Here is a 17,424-nt window from a genome sequence, read left to right on the forward strand (position 1 = left end):
AATTTGGCGGCCGATGACGCCGCAGGACATCAGCAACCTGATTGTCCGGACTTCGATGAAGGACCGGGCTGCGTTCGATCTGCTCTACCGGCAGACCAGCGCGAAACTTTTCGGCGTCTGCCTTCGTGTATTGAAGGATCGGGGAGATGCAGAAGAGGCGCTTCAAGAGATCTTCGTCAAGATATGGACGAAGGCGGACCGTTTCGCCGTTTCGAATCTGAGCCCGATCTCCTGGCTGGTGGCCATTGCGCGCAATCATGCGATCGATCGGATCAGAGCGCGGCGAGAACCTGCCGCCTATATCGATGCCGCGCTCGACGTGGCCGATCCGGCGCCGGGGCCGGAGGCCATGGCCGTGGCGGGCGGTGAGTCCGGACGCATCTACCATTGTCTCGAGGAGTTGGAGAGGAACCGGGCGGCGGCCGTCCGGGGCGCGTATCTGGATGGCAAAAGCTATGCCGAGCTGGCGGAGCGCTATGGCGTACCGCTGAACACGATGCGGACCTGGCTGCGCCGCAGCCTGTTGAAACTGAGAGAATGCCTGGAAAGATGACGCTGGCTGACGACAATGGACCGGAACGTGGGGGCGACGACCTGTTCGCCGCCGAATACGTTCTTGGCGTTCTAGCCGCCGATGAACGCGAGATCGCGTCGCGCCGCATCGATGCGGACGCCGCCTTCGCGCGCCTTGTCGATAGCTGGGAGGCGCATCTTTCGCCGATGACCGCCGCCTATCCGGAGACAGAGCCTCCGATCAGGGTCAAGGAAGCATTGGACCGCCGGTTGTTCGCTGCAGAGCCGCGCGCCGGCCTCTGGTCGAGCCTTGGCTTCTGGCGCGGTCTCGCCGCCGCCGCCATTGCGGCGCTGGCGATCTACATCGCCGTGCCGTACTTCCGCCCGCCCACCGAACCGCCGCAGACGCGGCTTGTCGCCTCGCTGGCGGCCGAAGGCAGCGACGTCAAATATCTCGTTGTCTACGATGCCGCCCGTCACGAGGTCGGTCTTTCCCACGTTTCCGGCGAGCGGGCCGCCGGCAAGGACTTCGAATTGTGGATGATCGAAGGCAAGAAGGCGCCGGTGTCGATGGGCGTCATCCCGGCCGGTGCGACCGCGCATTTGGCCATCCCGCCCGCCGTCCAGGAGAAATTGGCGCAAGGCGCCGTGCTTGCGGTCAGCGTTGAACCTGCCGGGGGTTCACCGACCGGCCAGCCGACTGGACCGGTGGTCGCAGCGGGCGATCTGAAGAGCATCTGACCGCTTCTCATCTCCGGAAGCAGACCTTAAAATCTATCTTCCGCGATTTAAACGCCTGCAAAGCTTGTTGGTGGTTGTCGATCCGCGCCGGGAAAATTTCAGCGACGCAATTTTTTTTGCGGAGAGAACGAAACTCCGGAATTTTCTATCGCGTATCTCCTTGCGTTCCCGAATAAGGGGAACGATAACCCGAGGAGATTGAAATCATGCGTAAATTCGCCACCCTTTTGCTTGCCGGCACGGTCGCCATTTCTGCGCTCGCCACCATTGCCTATGCCCAAAACCCGATGGTAGGCGGCGCCGCCATGTATGCCCAGAAAAACATCGTCGAAAATGCTGTCAACTCGAAGGACCACACGACGCTGGTCGCTGCCGTCAAGGCAGGCGGCCTGGTCGATACGCTGCAAAGCGCTGGCCCCTTCACCGTGTTCGCGCCGACCAACGAGGCCTTTGCGGCACTTCCAGCCGGCACGGTGGAGACGCTGCTCAAGCCTGAAAACAAGGACAGGCTGGTCAAGATCCTGACCTGCCATGTCATCGGCGCCAAAGCGATGGACGCCGACGTCGCCAAGATGGTCAAGCACGACGGCGGCACGCACAAGGTTAAGACGGTCGGTGGTTGCGAACTGTCGCTCAAGACCGACGGCGGCAAGGTCACCGTGACCGACGAAAATGGCAACATCGCCAATGTGACCATCGCCGATGTCGAACAGTCCAACGGCGTCATCCACGTCGTCGATAAGGTTCTCCTGCCGAAGATGTAACAAACGCACGCTGCCGGCGAAGATATCCCTAGGGGCCTCCCTGCGCACACTCCGCGCCGTTCACGCAAGATGGATAGGCGCGGAGTCCCGCTTTGAGGACAGCGATCGTCACCGGCTTTTGATTTCCGTGTGGCGGTCGAATTTGGCACAAGCAGTAACAGGAGGAATGGCCATGAACCGTCGCGAGCTTCTTTTGAGTGGTGCGGCAGCCATTGGCGTTGTCGCAGGCGCCACCGCGCTGCGCATGGGCGGAGCCCAGGATGCACGCGCGGCCGAGACATTCGAGGTTACCAAGACCGAGGCCGAGTGGCGCGCCATCCTGTCCGACGCGGCCTTCAATGTGCTGCGCAAGGAGGGCACCGAATATCCGGGCACCAGTCCGCTGCTCAACGAGCACCGCAAAGGCATCTTCGCTTGCGCCGGCTGCGGCCTGCCGGTCTATTCGTCTGAGACCAAGTTCGATTCCGGCACAGGCTGGCCGAGCTTCTGGCAGGAAATCCCGAATTCCATCGGCAAGACCGTGGACAGATCGTTGGGCATGACCCGCACCGAGGTCCATTGTCGCCGCTGCGGCGGCCATCTCGGCCACGTCTTCGACGACGGTCCGCCGCCGACCGGGTTGCGACACTGCATCAATGGCGTCGCCTTGACCTTCAAGCCGGCGACGGCGTGAGGACGGCCGCGCCCCTTACTTTGTCGGAGCGCGCTAGAGCATCGGACCCAAAAAAGTGCGAAGCGGTTTTGGGAAAATCCGATGCCCAAACAAAAAGTTGGAGCGGTGGAGTGTCCGCCGCTCCAAGACTTCGTAATGGTTGATTTTGCGCATGACCCCGAAATCGCTTTTCGGGGTCATGCGCGAGGGCGCCAGGCGGGGGATCCAGCGCGCCTCAATGGCCTCCGCCACCGCCGCCCTGAGCGGCTGGCTTGCGGATCACCAGGGTGAAGAGCCCAAGCGTCGCGAACAAAACCGTCAGCATGAAGAATACGTCCATGAACGACAGCAGCGACGCCTGCTGCTGGACCATGCCTGACAGTTTGGAGATGGCCGCCTTGGAGGCGTCGAGCCCGGCGGTCTGCTCGAAGTTGAGCGTCATGTTCTGCAGCTTCTGTTGCGCAGCGGCACTTCCCCATTGCACGTGCTCGGAGAGCCTGGCGTAGTGGAAGGCATTGCGGTCGATCAGCACGGTGTTGATGACGGCCAGGCCGACGGCGCCGCCGAGATTGCGGGTCAGGTTGAACAGGCCAGACGCATTCTTCAGCCGCTCCGGCGGCAAGGTTCCGAGCGCAATGTTGTTGATCGGCACCATGCACAGCATCATCGAGCAGCCGCGCAGGATCTGCGGGATCAGCAGTTCGTAGAAATCCCAGTCGGCGGTGAGATGCGTCATCCACCAGGTTCCCGTGGCGAAGCCGAAGAAGCCGATCATCATCATGATGCGCGGGTCCATCTTGTTCGACAGGATGCCGGAGATCGGCGCGGTGAAGAACATGGCCAGGCCGCTGACGAACAGCGCCTCGCCGATCATCATCGAATCGTAGCCGCGGATGCGCCCCAGGAACACGGGATAAAGATAGGTCAGACCGTAGAGGCCGATGCCGACCACGAAGGAGAACAGCGAGCCGAACGCAAAATTGATATTGCTGAAAGCCTTCAGATCGACAATCGGCTCCTCGGCGGTGAACACGCGCCAGAAGAACAGCACCGCGCCGAAGGTCATGATGACGGCGCAGACGAACACCGCCTGATCCTGCAGCCAGTCGTTGTTGGGGCCTTCCTCCAGCACATATTCCATGCAGCCCAGGAAAGCGGCCATGCCGGCAAGCCCCCACCAGTCGAACTTGCTGAACAGCTTGAGATTGGGTTTGTCGAAGTCGATCAGCGACCAGGCGGCCGTGGTCACCAGAATGCCGGGCACGACGTTGACCAGGAACAGCCAATGCCAGGACATGGCATGGCTGATATAGCCGCCGACGGTCGGGCCGATGGTCGGCGCCAGCGTCGCCACCAGGCCGATCATCGGCGAGACGACGGCGCGGCGGGACGGCGGGAAGATGGTGAAGGCGGCTGCAAAGACGCTCGGGATCATGCCGCCGCCGATGAAGCCCTGCACGGCGCGGTAAACAATCATCTGGTCGATATTGGTTGCGGTTGCCGCCAGCGCGCTGGCCGCGGTGAAGCCCGCCGCCGAGATTGTGAACAGCACGCGCGTCGACAGCATCCGGCTGAGAAAGCCGGACAGCGGGATCATCACGACCTCGGCAATCAGATAGGCCGTCTGCACCCACGGGATCTCGTCCGAGCTGGCGCTCAAGCCCGCCTGGATCTCGGCCAGCGAGGCTGAGACGATCTGGATGTCCAGGATCGCCATGAACATGCCGAACACCATCGCCAGGAAGGCGATGACGCGGCGGATCGGCATGTGATCTGTCTGGGCCGGGATGGCCGACACCGATCCGGCGGTAATGGTTGCGGTCGCCATGACCCTTGCTCCCGGTTCCGCTTTACTTCGATGCCGAAGGCGCCGTGCGGCTGTCGACGGCGACGACGACGCTCAGGCCGGCGCGCAGTTTGCCCGTCTTCAGCACATCCGCGGGCACGTCGATGCGAACCGGAACGCGCTGCACCACCTTGGTGAAATTGCCTGTGGCGTTCTCCGGCGGCAGCAGCGAGAACACTGCTCCCGAAGCCGGCGCCAGCGACGACACGGTACCCTCGAAGTCCTGGCCGTCGATCGCGTCGACCGACACCCTGACCTTTTCACCAGGCACCAGCCGGGCAAGTTGCGTCTCCTTGAAATTGGCGACGATGTAGAGCTTGTCCATTGGCACGATGACGGCGAGCTTCTGTCCGGGGCTGATCAGGTCGCCCTGCTCGACCGAGCGGTTGCCGACCACGCCGTCATAGGGTGCGCGCAGTACGGTGAAGGACAGATCCCGCACCGCCTTGTCGTGGGCAAGCTGCAGCGAGGCCAGCGTACTGGCCGATTCCGCCCGCTGCGCCTGGAGCACGCCGATATTGGCCTGAGCCGCCGCGATCTGCGCGTCGGCGCCGGCTAGTGCGGCATTGGCTTGCTCGACCGCCGTCTGGGCGTCGTCCAACTGGGCCTGGGTACCGACCCGGGTCTTGAGCAACTGGGCGGCGCGGACCTGAACCCGCTTCGCATTGTCTGCTGCGGCCTGGTCGGCGGTCTTCTGCGCCTGCGCCTGCTTGAGCGAGGCGCGGGCCGCTTCGGTCTGGGCATCGATGCGGTCGAGCGTCTTGCTCAACGTGGCGATCTGCGCCTCGGCCTGGGCAACGGCTATCTTGTAGTCACCGTCATCGACGATCAGCAGCGGGTCGCCGGCCTTCACCTGCTGGTTCTCGGTCACTTTGACCTGATCGACATAGCCCGAGATTTTTGGCGAGATGAACGCCGTGTCGGCCTGGACATAGGCGTCGTCGGTCGAGATCATGAAGCGCCCGTCGGTCCAGTAGTCATAGCCATACCATGCGCCGGCGCCCAGCAGGGCCAGGCCGATGATGGGCAACAACATCGAGCGCATCGAGCGCTTCTTTTTGGCGGGAGCCAGCGGGGTGATGTCGGCGGGCTTGAGAGGGGCTTCCGGCGCTTCGATCGCAGGTTGGACCTTGGCGCTGGGGAAAGGGCGGACTTCGGCACTGGTAGGCGCGTTCGAGGACATGATATCTCTCTAAATTAACTGGCGCTGAATGTTGTCAGACTGAACCGTTCGGTTCGATCTCGACATTGACTTAGCGCTTAAACAGGCCCATATCAAGAGCAATCGAACCGGATGGTTCGAATTATTTTACGAGGTGTGACATTATGGCCGAAGCCCCCAAGGCCGCTCCTTTGTCTGATTCAGGCCCATTGTCCAGCGCTGGCAAGGAGCAGTGCGATCTGCTGGACAGTCTGCCGCGCGGCCGCCCGGCCGCGGGGCAAGACCCGGTCAAGCGAAGCCAGATCATCGAGGGTGCGCGCCGTGTCTTCATCGACAAGGGCTTCGAAGCCGCGTCGATGAACGACATTACGCGCGAGGCCGGCGTGTCCAAGGGCACGATCTATGTCTACTTCGCCAACAAGGAAGAGCTGTTCGAAGCGCTGATCGAGGAAGAACGCGGCACGATCTTCAAGAATATGTATGAGGTGCTCGACCAGATCGGCGACCTTCGCCAGACGCTGGTGAAGTTCGGCATCGTGCTATCCATGAAGATCACTTCGGCCAGGGTCATCCTGGCGCAGCGGACGGTGATCGGTGCGTCGGAACGGATTCCGGAGCTTGGCGCGCGATTTTACGAACGCGGGCCGAAGCGCGGCCATGACAGGGTTGTCGTTTTCCTCAACATGGCTATCGAACGTGGCCTGCTGAAGATCGACGACGTCGAGCTTGCCGCCTATCAGTTCACCGAACTGTGCCTGGCCGGTCTTTTCCGCCAGTGCATATTCGCCTATCGCACCAAGGCGCCAAGTGTGGCCGAGATTGAACATATCGTCAGGTCGGGCGTCGACGTGTTCCTGAAGGCCTACGGCACAGAACAGCTTGCAGAGCAGGAACGGGCCTCCAGTCCCGCCTGACCAGCCGTCGGAGGCCGTTGCCTATCCGCCATTGGCGGCGAGCACGATCGCCGCACGCAGTTCCTCGAGGCCCTCGCTCTTTTCCGACGACGTGGCGAGCACGAAGGGGAAGGCCGCCGGGCGTTTCTTGATCTTCTGAAGCGTTTCCTCGACCAGTCGCGGTACCCCCGCCGCCTTGATCTTGTCGGTCTTGGTCAGCACGATCTGATACGACACCGCCGCCTTGTCGAGCAGCGACAGCACCTCGTCGTCCTTGGCCTTGATGCCATGGCGGGCATCGATCAGCACGTAGACGCGCTTCAGCGTCACCCGGCCCTTCAGATAGTCGAACACGAGCTTCGTCCACTCGTCGACCTTTTCCTTCGGCGCCGTGGCGTAGCCATAGCCCGGCATGTCGACCAGGGCCATCGGCGGCAGGTCGGCGCCCTCTCCCGAAAATCCGCCCGGCACGAAATAGTTGAGTTCTTGCGTGCGGCCCGGTGTGTTGGAGGTGCGCGCCAGCCCCTTCTGGTTGACCAGCGCGTTGATCAGCGACGATTTGCCGACATTGGAGCGGCCGGCAAAGGCGATCTCGGGCGGACCCTCCGGCGGCAGGAATTTCATCGCCGGCACGCCGCGGATGAATATCCAGGCTCGCGTGAACAATTCGATGCCGATCGTGGTCTTGTTCAACGCGTTCAAACCGCTGCCTCCAGAAGAAAAATGTTGCTGCCACGAATGGCATCGAGATTGCGGCTGATCTTTTCCACCGGCCAGTGCCACCACGCCAGCGCCAGCAGCCGCCGGATGGTCCTGTCGTCGAAGCGCATCTTTACCACCTTGGCCGGATTGCCGGCGACGATCGCATAGGCCGGCACATCGTGCGTCACCACCGACTTTGCCGCGACAATGGCGCCGTCGCCGATCTTCACGCCCGGCAGCATCACCGCTTCCATGCCGATCCAGACATCATTGCCGACGATCGTGTCGCCGCGGACCTCCTTCGACCATGTCGCCGGGTCGAAGCCTTCCTCCCAGCCGTGACCGAAGATGTTGAACGGATAGGTCGAAAAACCGGACATGGCGTGATTGGCGCCGTTCATGATGAAGCGCGCGCCTTCGGCAATGGCGCAGAACTTGCCGATGACCAGCCTGTCGCCGATGAACGGGTAATGATGCAGCACGCATTTTTCGGCGAATTTGTCGGGCCCGTCAGGGTCGTCATAGTAGGTGAAATCGCCGATCTCGATGTTCGGCGCCGTTACCAGCGGTTTCAGAAAGCCGACGCGCGTGTGCAACGGGATCGGATGCTTGATCGATGGATTGGGTCCGGTCATATCGAGCTCCGTCGGGCAACTGCCAGCCAGGTCAAAATAGCGCGATCCGCCCGGCCGTACCAATCGCTTAATCCAGACCGCCAGCCTGTACAAAAAGCCCCGGACGAACCGGGGCTTTCTGGTTTCGCATCATCGGAGCGCCGGCTATTCCGCCGGCGACGGTTTCTTGCGGAACAGCGCGACCAGATTGTCCCACAGTTCGATCTTGGCGCCCTGCCGCTTCATGATCACGCCCTGCTGCAGGATCGACAGCGTGTTGTTCCAGGCCCAGTAGATAACGAGACCGGCCGGAAAACCCGCCATCATGAAGGTGAAGATCACGGGCATCCAGGTGAAGATCGCCGCCTGCGTCGGGTCCGGCGGCGTCGGGTTCATGCGCATCTGCAGGAACATCGTCACGCCCATGATCAGCGGCCAGACGCCGATCATCAGCATGTGCGGCAAGGTGATCGGGATCAGCCCGAACAGGTTGAAAATCGATGTCGGGTCCGGCGCCGCCAGATCCTGGATCCAGCCGAAGAACGGCGCGTGCCGCATCTCGATGGTGATGTAGAGCACCTTGTAGAGCGAGAAGAACACCGGAATCTGCAACGCCACCGGCCAGCAGCCGGCGAGCGGATTGATCTTCTCGGTCTTGTACAGCTCCATCATCGCCTGCTGCTGCTTCATCTTGTCGTCCGCGTATTTCTCGCGGATCTCGAGCATCTTGGGCTGCACCTTCTTCATGTTCGCCATCGACGCATAGGACTTGTTGGCGAGCGGGAAGAACAGCGCCTTGACGATGACGGTGGTGGCGAGGATCGCCAGGCCGAAATTGCCGAAGAATTTGTAGAGCGTGTCGATCAGCCAGAACATCGGCTTGGTGATGAAATAGAACCAGCCCCAGTCGATCAGCAGGTCGAACTGGCGAATATGACGGTCCTTTTCATAGGCGTTGATCGTCGAAACTTCCTTGGCGCCGGCGAATATCTCCGACTCCACGGTCGTCGATTGCCCGGGAGCGATTGTGACCGGATCGGACAGGAAATCGGATTGGTAGCTATGCGGGTGGGGTCCGCTTTTGAACTCGAAATAAGAGAATTTGGGCTGAAATTCGCGGCCGCTCGGCGGCACCAGGGTCACCGCCCAGTATTTATCGGTGATGCCGAGCCAGCCGTCGCTCGACTTGCCTGGTTTGTACTCCTTGTCCGATTCGACGCTGGAGTATTTGTATTCCTGCAGGCCCTCGCTTCCGGTAACGCCGATCAGGCCCTCGTGCAGCACATAGGTGCTGGCGATAGCCGGCTTGTCGAAGCGGGTGACTCGGCCATAGTTCGACAACGTCGCGGGTGCCGAGCCGCCGTTCTGGACCGTGTCGGATACGGTGAACATATATTGGCTGTCGACCGAGAAGGTGCGCTTGAAAACCAGGCCCTTGTCGTTGGTGAAGGTCAGCGTGACCGGCGTCGCTGGTGTCAGCGTCGCATTGCCGTCGGTCTGCCAGACCGTGTCGGGGCCGGGCAGCCTGCCCACATCCGGCGTGCCGGAAAAGCCGATCTCGGCGAAATAGCCGTTTGGCAGGGACGCCGGGTTGAGCAACGCGATCTCGGGCGAGGTCTTGTCGACCGTCTCCCTGTAATGCTTGAGCCGGAGATCGTCGAGGCGCGCGCCGGTGAGATTGATCGAACCTTCGAGGCTCGGCGTGTCGATCTTGACGCGCTTCGTCGAAGCAATCGCCTGCTCGCGGCCGGCCGGCGTCACCGCGTCGCCGCCGGGCGCGCTCGGAATGGCGCCCGGCTGCACCGGTGTTTCGCTGGCGCCCGGACTGGTGCCTTGGGCTGCCTTCTTCTGCTCCGCCACGCGCTGTTCTTCGATGCGGGCGGCTTCGCGCTGCATCTCGCTGCGCGGCATCACATAGAAATATTGCCAAAGCGCCAGGATCAGCACCGACAGTGCGATGGTGATGAAGAAGTTGCGGTTGTTTTCCATCGAAGCCCTTGGCCTATCGTGTTCCACGCAATCTGCGGGAGAGTTCGGCCTTCAACTGGCCGAACGGAGTCGTAAGCACGTCTTCGCGCCCGACGATGACATAATCATTGCCCGGCGCCATGTCATCCGCGGCATGCGTGCGCACGGCCTCTCTCAGCCGCCGCCGGATGCGGTTGCGAACGACGGCGTTGCCGACCTTCCTGGTGACGGTATAGCCGACACGCGGCGCCTCGCCGTCGCCGCGGCCCAGGACCTCGACGAGGAAAAGCCGCCCGCGGCGCTTTTCACCACGGCGGACGGCCAGGAATTCCGCGCGCTTCAGAAGCCGCTTGGGATGGGCACCCGTTGGCTTGCCGGTTGCGGGCAACGATTTTGTCTCTCGCTCGGTGCTCAGGCGCTGAGACGCTTGCGGCCGCGGTTGCGGCGGGCTGCGACGACGCCGCGGCCACCCTTGGTGGCCATGCGGGCACGGAAACCGTGCCTGCGTTTGCGAACGAGTTTGGACGGCTGGTAAGTACGCTTCATTTGTTTAAATACCGCGGGGTGCGGCCCTTCTTGATTCTGTCACTTTGTAACAGGAGCTTTGCCGGGCCGGTTTTGGCGCGATCGAAACCGCGCCGGGACGAATGGCCCGAGCGTGAGCGGGCTTATAGAAAGAAGGGTTTTGGAAGTCAATCCAGCCTGTCGGGCCGGCGTTGTCGGACTGGCAGGGTAGTCCTTGCGGCCTCTTTCCGGCTTCGACCAAGGATGAATTTGGCAAAAAAGCCGCAATCGCCTAATCTTGCCCGATCAAGCGATCGTGAAGACGAGCAGTCCTTAAGACAAGCAGCCGTGATGACAGGCAGCCGTGACGACGAGCATGAGTGAAGTCCCAGCAACCGACGAAAGCATCGCCCAGGCGAAGGACGCCACCCGCAGGGTGCCGCTGGCGCGCGGCCTGTCGACGAAGCTGCTGCTGCTCACCATCGTCTTCGTGCTCTTGGCCGAAATCCTCATCTTCGTGCCCTGGATCGCCAGCTACAGGCTGAGCTGGCTGAAGGAAAGGCTGAGCACCGCCGCCGCGGTTTCCATCGTCCTGGTGCAGGGCGAACCTGCCTCGCTGTCGCGTGCCGCCCAGAACGACGTACTGATGGCGATCGGCGCCAAGGCGATCGCCGTGCGCGACGGCGGCGTCTCGCGGCTTCTGGTCGTGGCCGAAATGCCGCCGCAGGTCGACGAGCATATCGATATCGCCAATGTCGGCATGATCAAGGGCATGACCGGCGCGCTGGACACGCTGTTTTTCGGCGGCAAGCGGATGCTGCGCGTTTTCGGGCCGGTTGGCGACAGCGACAAGGAATTCGAGCTGATCATGCCCGACCACCGCCTGCGCAATGCCATGCTGATCTATTCGCGCAACGTCGCCTTCGTCTCGCTGCTGATCTCGCTGTTCACCGCCATGCTGGTCTATGCCGCGATAGACCTGATCATGATCGGCCCGATCAGGACGATGACACGCTCGATGCTGTCCTTTTCCGAGGCGCCCGACGATCCCGGCCGCATCATTCACCCCGCCGCCCGGGCCGACGAGATCGGCGTCGCCGAACGCGAACTGTCGCAGATGCAGGAGCGGCTGCAGAAGATGCTGACCGAGCAGAAGCACCTGGCCGATCTCGGCCTGGCCGTGTCGAAGATCAACCACGACATGCGCAACATCCTCGCCTCGGCGCAGCTGATGTCGGACCGCCTGCGCCAGGTCAAGGACCCGACCGTGCAGGCCTTCGCGCCAAAACTGCTGCGCGCGCTCGACCGTGCGGTGTCCTATTCGGAGGGCGTGCTGGCCTATGGCCGCACCCAGGAGCCGCCGCCGTCGCGCCGCAGGCTGCGGCTGCGTCAGCTGGTCGAAGACGTCCAGGGCCTGCTCGATATCGAATGCGGCATCGAATTCGTCAACGCCGTCGACCCGGTGCTCGAGGTCGATGCCGATTCCGACCAGCTGTTCCGCGTGCTCACCAATCTTAGCCGCAACGCCGTGCAGGCGATGGCGGCGGATACCGAGAGCGCCGTGGTGCGCCGCCTGACCATATCGGCCGAGCGCATCGGCAGCGTCAGCCGCATCGTCGTCACCGACACCGGCCCCGGCCTGCCGCCAAAGGCGCGAGAAAACCTGTTCGCGGCATTTCGCGGCTCGGCCCGTAGCGGCGGCACCGGCCTTGGCCTGGCGATCGCCCATGAATTGATCCGCGCCCATGGCGGCACGGTGGAGCTGGTCGAATCGATCGGCGGCCGCACCACATTCGCGGTCACCATTCCCGACCAGCCGGTCCGGCTCGACCAGGCCCGCAACGGGCTGCGCCGCCCCGCGTAACGAACCGTTTCGTTACGGATCGTTTCAATTCGCAAAGGGTTGGTCCGAGACTACGAGCCATCGGCTCGGCCGCCGTGCAACGGCTCGTTTCGTTACGGACCGTTCCGACTGGCAAATGACCGATCCAAGACTACGACTTGTCGGCTCGGCCGCCGCGTGACGCGGTCTTGCCTTCGCCGGCCGGCGCATGACGGCAAAGCATGACTGCAAAACTTTTGGCCAGGATCGGCTTGCTTTTCGCAAATTCAGTCGCTAGGGAACACGTCACATCGCGGCCGGTCGCCAGGATCGGATCGCGGGGCTATGCCAAGCATGGCCTGTTGCGCGCCCGTAGCTCAGCTGGATAGAGCACCAGACTACGAATCTGGGGGTCAGGAGTTCGAATCTCTTCGGGCGCGCCAAATACCGCCGATAGCGCGCAATCGTACGATATAGCCCGATTCCCATCAGACTACGCCCGCGCAAAGAGCGGGAGATAGTCCGCGAGCGAAAGGCGTAGAAACGGCGGCGTTAGGCGGTGGAAAAGGTCGAATCTCTCGGGTTGAATGGCTGATTTCTGATCAGCAGGCACGTGCCATATATCACTTGGGTGGCATCAGCCATTTCACTCTAAATCTACTTCGGTTGCGAACGTAGAAGGCCGCTGATTGCCGCGAAGTTTACCAATAAGACCTCTTTGCAGGCGCCCCTCGGCCTCGGTGCGTGCTGTAGGCTAAATACAAGGCAATGGCCGTCGTACAAAAGGTGACACCGGCGCTGATAAAGAACACAACGCTCAAACCTGCTCGATCGGCAGCCCATCCCAACGCCGGGCTTCCTAGCGCCATCGCGACATCGAGAAAGACCGTGTAGATGCCCATTGCCAGCCCGCGGCTTTCAGGCGAGGTGTCACGGACAGCCTCGACACCCAGACCGGGATAGACGAGCGAGTAGCCGAGTCCCGCGAGAGCGGCTCCGGCGGATGCCATCATCGTGCTTCGGGCCAATCCCATGAGGATCAATCCGGCCGCTTGCACCAGAACGAACACCAAGGCGATTCTCGCGCCGCCGAACTTATCCGGTAGATGGCCAAACATCATTCGCGCCACGATCAACGCCGCGCCAAAGGCAGTGAAGGCAAGCCAGACGGGCTGCCAGCCGTGATTGGCATAAAGGAGCGAGCTGAATGCGAGAATGGCGCAATAGCCGATGCTGCTAAGCGCCGCGCCAAGTCCGGGTAGCCAGACCGCTCCAATCACGCCGCCAAAAGTGGATCTCGTCCGTGCCGATAGGACAGGCGGACTCGGCGCTCGCAATAGGAACAGCAGAACGAGCAGTGGCGCCAAGGTCGTGATAAGGCCGATCGCCGCAAGGCCGTACGGTACAAAGAGCATCGTGCCGAGCGGACCGCCGAAGGCGAGCGCCGCGAACATGGCCGTGCCGACCCAGGCGATGACCTTCCCCGCATGGCCGGAATCGACCATTGCCAATCCCCAGCTCACGCCCCCGGTGATGATGAAGCTTTCGGCTCCACCGAGCACCGCACGTCCCACCAGAAGAATCGCAACAGAGAGGGTTGGCGAACTCACGAAGGTCAAGGACAGGAGATACAGCAATCCAGCACCGGCGGCGGCGATCAGGCCGAGGACGACGCTGCGTTTGCCACCATTCGCATCCGAATAGGTGCCGGACCATATGCGCGTGACCAGAGACGCGGCAAATTGCGAGCCCGCAACCAGGCCGACGACGAAAGTTCCGAAGCCGAGATCCTGATTCACATGCAGCGGCAGCACCGGCAGGGCCGCGCCGATGACGAGGAAGCCGGCCAACACGGCCGCCATGATCGGCAGCAACGTCACGGCGGCCGAGGGCGGCGGTCTGGACGATGAGGGCAAAGGAGTCATCGCGACCAGCAGCGTTCAGTTGGCGGAGCGCTTCTCGAACACGGAGCGCGCAACAGCGGCTGCCGAGAAAGCGTTCGGCCATCCGGCGTAGTACGCGAGATGGCTGATGGCTTCGGAGGCTTCCATGCGCATCAGTCCATTATCCATCGCCCGGTTGAGGTGGTAGGGAATCTGCTCGACCTGGCCGGCCGAGATCAGGGCGCTGACCGTCACCAGACTGCGATCGCGCGGGGCGAGATCGGGCCGCAGCCACAGGTCGCGAAACAATACGTCGGTCGTATCCCTCACCTATCCCGGCGATGCCGGTCCTGTGCCTTGCGCGACGCGGGCGGCGCGATCGGCCTCGGCTTTTTCGTCCAGCGGCAGGAAATCAACCATGGCCTTGGGGAACTGGTCGGGTCCGACACCGCGCGCCGCGAACACCTCCTTCGTGATGCCCGTCGCGGCAACCGCATTGCCCCAGCCGGCATAGAAGGCGAGATGCGTGATAATCTCTGAGATTTCGGCCGGCTTCACCCCATTGTCGAGTGCGAGATGCACCTGCTCCGGCAGGAGAATGTCCTGGTTGCGCGTGATCACGGCAGCGACAGTGACGATGCTGCGATCCCGCAGCGACAGGCCCGGCCTCTTCCAGAGGCCATTTGCAAGCTTCTCATCGGCGTAGCGCTCAAGCGCGGGCGAAACGGTTCGCACGTCTTCGCGGGACAGGCTGCCGGTCTGCGATCCGGTTTGCGCGGCGGTATCGACGGCTCCCATGGAAAGAGCGAGAGCCAGAACGGTCGAGGTTTTCATGATGAAGCCTTTCGTTCCGTTATCCCGTCAGCGGTATTGCTCGTCGGAAACAGGTTCGAGCCAGTCGACGTTCTTGCCGTCCTGCATGTAGCTCAAGGCGATATGCGTCATGGGGCTGATCGCGGTCGCTCCATGCCAGTGCTTCACGCCGGCCGGAATCCAGACCACATCGCCAGGATTGATGCCGCGCCGCTCCTTGCCCTCTTCCTGCACCCAGCCTTGACCGCCCGTGATGATAAGCATCTGGCCTGCCGGATGGCTGTGCCAGACCGTCCGCGCGCCGGGCGCGAAGTTCACAAGTCCGGTGCTCGCCCGCGTCATGTCGGTAGGCGGATAGAGCGGACTGATGACCGCCTGCCCGGTGAAGTTGTCCGCCGTTCCGATCACGGCCGGCGTGCTGCCGTTCGTGCGGATTTCGATGGTCTCGGCCTCGGCCGGCATTAGGCCGGCGGTGCTGATTGCAGCGGCAGCGAGAATCTTCTTCATGTTCGTCTCCTTCTGCGTTTGCAGCTTCTTGCTGTTCCCGGTGAATGATGCGGGTTTTTCCGACACCCGCGGCATTGTCCTGATGCGCAGCGGCCTTCCAGGTTCAGGAAAGCATTTCGACGCGCAGCGGATGTTCTCCGCGTATCAGAAGCGGCGCCGGTCCCTGGTCTAGTCGCCCGAGCCGGATCAGGCCGCGCGACCAACGATAGGGACCATGAAACATCGCGAGATTGCCCCAGGGGGCGTAGTAGCAAAGATCGCCAGCCGCCTCGTTCCCGAAGCGACCGCTGCCTTCCTCGGTGAGCTTGCGCGGCAGATAGGCGATCTTCTCGTTGGACGAATAGTCGTCGATCGTCAGGTCCAGCGGCAGCATTGAGACCAGGTCGTGCGCGGAAGGATTGTTCTCCAGCGTCGCCGTGAAATCCTGATCTGCAAAAACAAATCTCAGGCGCATCGGGGCTCCTTTCGTACCCGGGGTTGTGGAGGTCTGAGAGTGCACCGAAGAGGGAAGCGCGAAGCTGACAGCGCCTGCCAGCAAGGTGCGGCGTGAAAGCCATGTGGCGTCGCGTGTCATTTAAGGTCTCCCAATCGGTGCGGCCATATCCATTATTCCGGCACACGGCCGCACCCTTCGACGAATACGGCCTTGTTAAGCGGCCAGATGCTGACCGAAGAAGCTGGTAAGCCTGTCGAACGGAATCAGGTCCACACGGTCGTAGAGATCGACGTGACCGGCGCCCTGGACCCAGACCAGTTCCTTCGGCTCGGCTGCCAGTCTGTAGGCTTCCTCGCTGAACTCCTTCGAATGCGCCTGATCGCCGCTGATGAACAGCATTGGGCGCGGCGAGATCGTCTCGATGTCGTTGAACGGGTAGAAGTTCATGAATTTGACATTGCTGGTCAGCGTCGGCTTGGTCGTTATCTGGTCGGAGACACCCGCCGGGGTAAACTCTCCGCGGGATGTCCGATAGAAATCGTAGAACTCACGCTGGATGGGGTGCGTCGACGCGGTCAGTTCGAGATCAGTTCCGCCCGTATGCTGGATCTGGCCGCCTTCGAATTCGGAGTAGCGCTGCTCGGCGGCCGCCGCGATGATCTGCTTGCGTTGCTCGACGCTTAGCGAGTGATTGAGTGCGTTTCGGTTCGCCGCGCCCATGTCATACATGCTGACCGTGGCGATGGCGCGCATGCGCGGGTCGATCTTGGCGGCGCTGATGACGAAGCTGCCGCTGCCGCAGACACCAATCGCGCCGATGCGATTGCGGTCGACGAACGCGCGTGTTCCAAGGAAATCCACCGCTGCGCTGAACGCTTCTGCATAGACATCCGGCGAAACGATCTGACGGGCTTCGCCTTCGCTCTCGCCCCAGAAGGGCAGGTCGATTGCCATGGCGATGAAACCCTGCTCGGCCATCTTGGTGGCATAGAGGGTCGCGCTTTGCTCTTTCACCGCGCCCATTGGATGGCCGACGACGATGGCCGGATGACGTGCATTGCGGTCAAGGTCCTTGGGAACGAGCAGATTCCCCGCGACATTCATCTGGTATTGGCTTTTGAAGGCGACCTTTTCGAGCGTCACCTGATCGCTCGTGTAGAAATTGTTTGCACCGTTCGACATGTCTTGAGCCTTTGCGAAGTGAATGTTGAAGAGTGACGCCGCACTGAAGGCGGCTGCGCCGGCACCGGTCAGCTTCAAAAGCTCGCGCCGGTGGATTGCACGCTCTGATGTTTTCGTATCAGGGGTATTCATAGGCATTTCCGATCTCCTGTAGGTTTGGGTTGAATTGAGCCACTCGCCGCCTTGGCCAGTCCCTCTCGGTCATTCGGGCTCGAGCAGACGCCGGCCGGTGCCGATCAGCGCGATTGCAAAGCCGGCCAGAACCACGCTGCCGATAAAGGTCGCGGAGATCGTCAGGCCATCCAGCAGCACCCCTCCGACTATCGCGCCCAGAAGGATCGAAGCCTGGATCGCCGCGACCATCAGGCTGCCGGCGGCCTCGGGCGCATCGTCCGCATTTTGCGACATCCATGTCATCCAAA

The 17,424-nt window shown here is 62.1% G+C and carries 18 protein-coding genes, 1 tRNA gene and 1 pseudogene; 7 read left to right on the forward strand and 13 right to left on the reverse strand.

Features of this window, described 5'->3' with window-relative positions; genetic code table 11:
* Window positions 1-13 precede the first annotated feature (13 nt).
* The 4 genes from NKH42_RS01865 to msrB all read left to right on the forward strand — a co-directional run bounded on the left by NKH42_RS01865 (window position 14) and on the right by msrB (window position 2,691).
* Complete coding sequence (locus tag NKH42_RS01865) at window positions 14-553, forward strand: sigma-70 family RNA polymerase sigma factor (RefSeq protein ID WP_352647800.1); 540 nt, start codon at window positions 14-16, stop codon at window positions 551-553.
* Complete coding sequence (locus NKH42_RS01870; protein ID WP_352648011.1) at window positions 550-1,254, forward strand: anti-sigma factor; 705 nt, start codon at window positions 550-552, stop codon at window positions 1,252-1,254. The genes NKH42_RS01865 and NKH42_RS01870 overlap by 4 nt, the downstream gene beginning before the upstream one ends.
* Window positions 1,255-1,460: 206 nt before the next feature.
* Entirely contained in the window at window positions 1,461-2,018 is a 558-nt protein-coding gene (locus tag NKH42_RS01875) for a fasciclin domain-containing protein (RefSeq protein ID WP_352751745.1), read from the forward strand.
* Window positions 2,019-2,190: 172 nt separating this feature from the next.
* Window positions 2,191-2,691, forward strand: a complete 501-nt coding sequence (gene msrB, locus NKH42_RS01880) for a peptide-methionine (R)-S-oxide reductase MsrB (RefSeq protein WP_352477048.1) — start codon at window positions 2,191-2,193, stop codon at window positions 2,689-2,691.
* Window positions 2,692-2,905: 214 nt separating this feature from the next.
* Here msrB and NKH42_RS01885 read toward each other — a convergent pair whose 3' ends face one another.
* Both NKH42_RS01885 and NKH42_RS01890 read right to left on the reverse strand, forming a co-directional pair.
* A complete protein-coding gene (locus tag NKH42_RS01885; protein ID WP_502896113.1) occupies window positions 2,906-4,498 on the reverse strand; it encodes a DHA2 family efflux MFS transporter permease subunit in 1,593 nt (530 codons plus the stop codon).
* 22 nt (window positions 4,499-4,520) lie between these two features.
* Entirely contained in the window at window positions 4,521-5,699 is a 1,179-nt protein-coding gene (locus NKH42_RS01890) for an HlyD family secretion protein (protein WP_352686454.1), read from the reverse strand.
* A 143-nt stretch (window positions 5,700-5,842) separates the two neighbouring features.
* Between NKH42_RS01890 and NKH42_RS01895 the strand changes: the two genes are divergently transcribed.
* The gene (locus tag NKH42_RS01895) at window positions 5,843-6,592 is read left to right on the forward strand and encodes a TetR/AcrR family transcriptional regulator (protein WP_352506014.1); all 750 of its coding nucleotides are present in this window, start codon (window positions 5,843-5,845) and stop codon (window positions 6,590-6,592) included.
* 21 nt (window positions 6,593-6,613) lie between these two features.
* Here NKH42_RS01895 and yihA read toward each other — a convergent pair whose 3' ends face one another.
* The 5 genes from yihA to rpmH form a co-directional block, all read right to left on the reverse strand.
* On the reverse strand, window positions 6,614-7,273 hold the full coding sequence (yihA, locus tag NKH42_RS01900) for a ribosome biogenesis GTP-binding protein YihA/YsxC (RefSeq protein ID WP_352472343.1): 660 nt from the start codon (window positions 7,271-7,273) through the stop codon (window positions 6,614-6,616).
* Window positions 7,270-7,908, reverse strand: a complete 639-nt coding sequence (locus NKH42_RS01905; protein ID WP_352452996.1) for a CatB-related O-acetyltransferase — start codon at window positions 7,906-7,908, stop codon at window positions 7,270-7,272. The genes yihA and NKH42_RS01905 overlap by 4 nt, the downstream gene beginning before the upstream one ends.
* A 144-nt stretch (window positions 7,909-8,052) precedes the next feature.
* Entirely contained in the window at window positions 8,053-9,876 is a 1,824-nt protein-coding gene (gene yidC, locus NKH42_RS01910) for a membrane protein insertase YidC (protein WP_352751742.1), read from the reverse strand.
* Between the two features lie 13 nt (window positions 9,877-9,889).
* Window positions 9,890-10,243: a ribonuclease P protein component gene (rnpA, locus tag NKH42_RS01915; RefSeq protein WP_352452998.1), complete on the reverse strand. Its 354-nt coding sequence runs from the start codon at window positions 10,241-10,243 to the stop codon at window positions 9,890-9,892.
* Between the two features lie 23 nt (window positions 10,244-10,266).
* Window positions 10,267-10,401 (reverse strand): 50S ribosomal protein L34, encoded by a 135-nt coding sequence (rpmH, locus tag NKH42_RS01920; RefSeq protein WP_008833937.1) that lies wholly within the window; start codon window positions 10,399-10,401, stop codon window positions 10,267-10,269.
* A gap of 334 nt (window positions 10,402-10,735) precedes the next feature.
* Here rpmH and NKH42_RS01925 point away from each other — a divergent pair, with 334 nt between their 5' ends.
* Both NKH42_RS01925 and NKH42_RS01930 read left to right on the forward strand, forming a co-directional pair.
* Window positions 10,736-12,223, forward strand: a complete 1,488-nt coding sequence (locus NKH42_RS01925) for an ATP-binding protein (protein ID WP_352506011.1) — start codon at window positions 10,736-10,738, stop codon at window positions 12,221-12,223.
* 324 nt (window positions 12,224-12,547) lie between these two features.
* Window positions 12,548-12,624: transfer RNA gene (locus NKH42_RS01930), tRNA-Arg, on the forward strand.
* 258 nt (window positions 12,625-12,882) lie between these two features.
* On the opposite strand, the gene NKH42_RS01935 is transcribed toward NKH42_RS01930, so the two are convergent.
* The 6 genes and pseudogenes from NKH42_RS01935 to NKH42_RS01960 form a co-directional block, all read right to left on the reverse strand.
* Window positions 12,883-14,106, reverse strand: coding sequence for an arabinose transporter (locus NKH42_RS01935; RefSeq protein WP_352751813.1), 1,224 nt, complete (start codon window positions 14,104-14,106; stop codon window positions 12,883-12,885).
* 15 nt (window positions 14,107-14,121) lie between these two features.
* Window positions 14,122-14,898: pseudogene (locus NKH42_RS01940) on the reverse strand (carboxymuconolactone decarboxylase family protein).
* 27 nt (window positions 14,899-14,925) lie between these two features.
* On the reverse strand, window positions 14,926-15,384 hold the full coding sequence (locus NKH42_RS01945) for a (R)-mandelonitrile lyase (protein WP_352686459.1): 459 nt from the start codon (window positions 15,382-15,384) through the stop codon (window positions 14,926-14,928).
* Window positions 15,385-15,487: 103 nt separating this feature from the next.
* Window positions 15,488-15,958 carry a cyclophilin-like fold protein gene (locus NKH42_RS01950; RefSeq protein WP_352506008.1) on the reverse strand — a complete coding sequence of 157 codons (471 nt, stop codon included), beginning with the start codon at window positions 15,956-15,958 and terminating at the stop codon, window positions 15,488-15,490.
* Between the two features lie 75 nt (window positions 15,959-16,033).
* The gene (locus NKH42_RS01955) at window positions 16,034-17,140 is read right to left on the reverse strand and encodes an alpha/beta hydrolase (RefSeq protein ID WP_352686462.1); all 1,107 of its coding nucleotides are present in this window, start codon (window positions 17,138-17,140) and stop codon (window positions 16,034-16,036) included.
* A 63-nt stretch (window positions 17,141-17,203) separates the two neighbouring features.
* Entirely contained in the window at window positions 17,204-17,410 is a 207-nt protein-coding gene (locus NKH42_RS01960) for a hypothetical protein (RefSeq protein WP_352506006.1), read from the reverse strand.
* Window positions 17,411-17,424 lie beyond the last annotated feature (14 nt).

It is taken from the genome of Mesorhizobium sp. M1142, assembly GCF_040318565.1.
Lineage (GTDB): Bacteria > Pseudomonadota > Alphaproteobacteria > Rhizobiales > Rhizobiaceae > Mesorhizobium.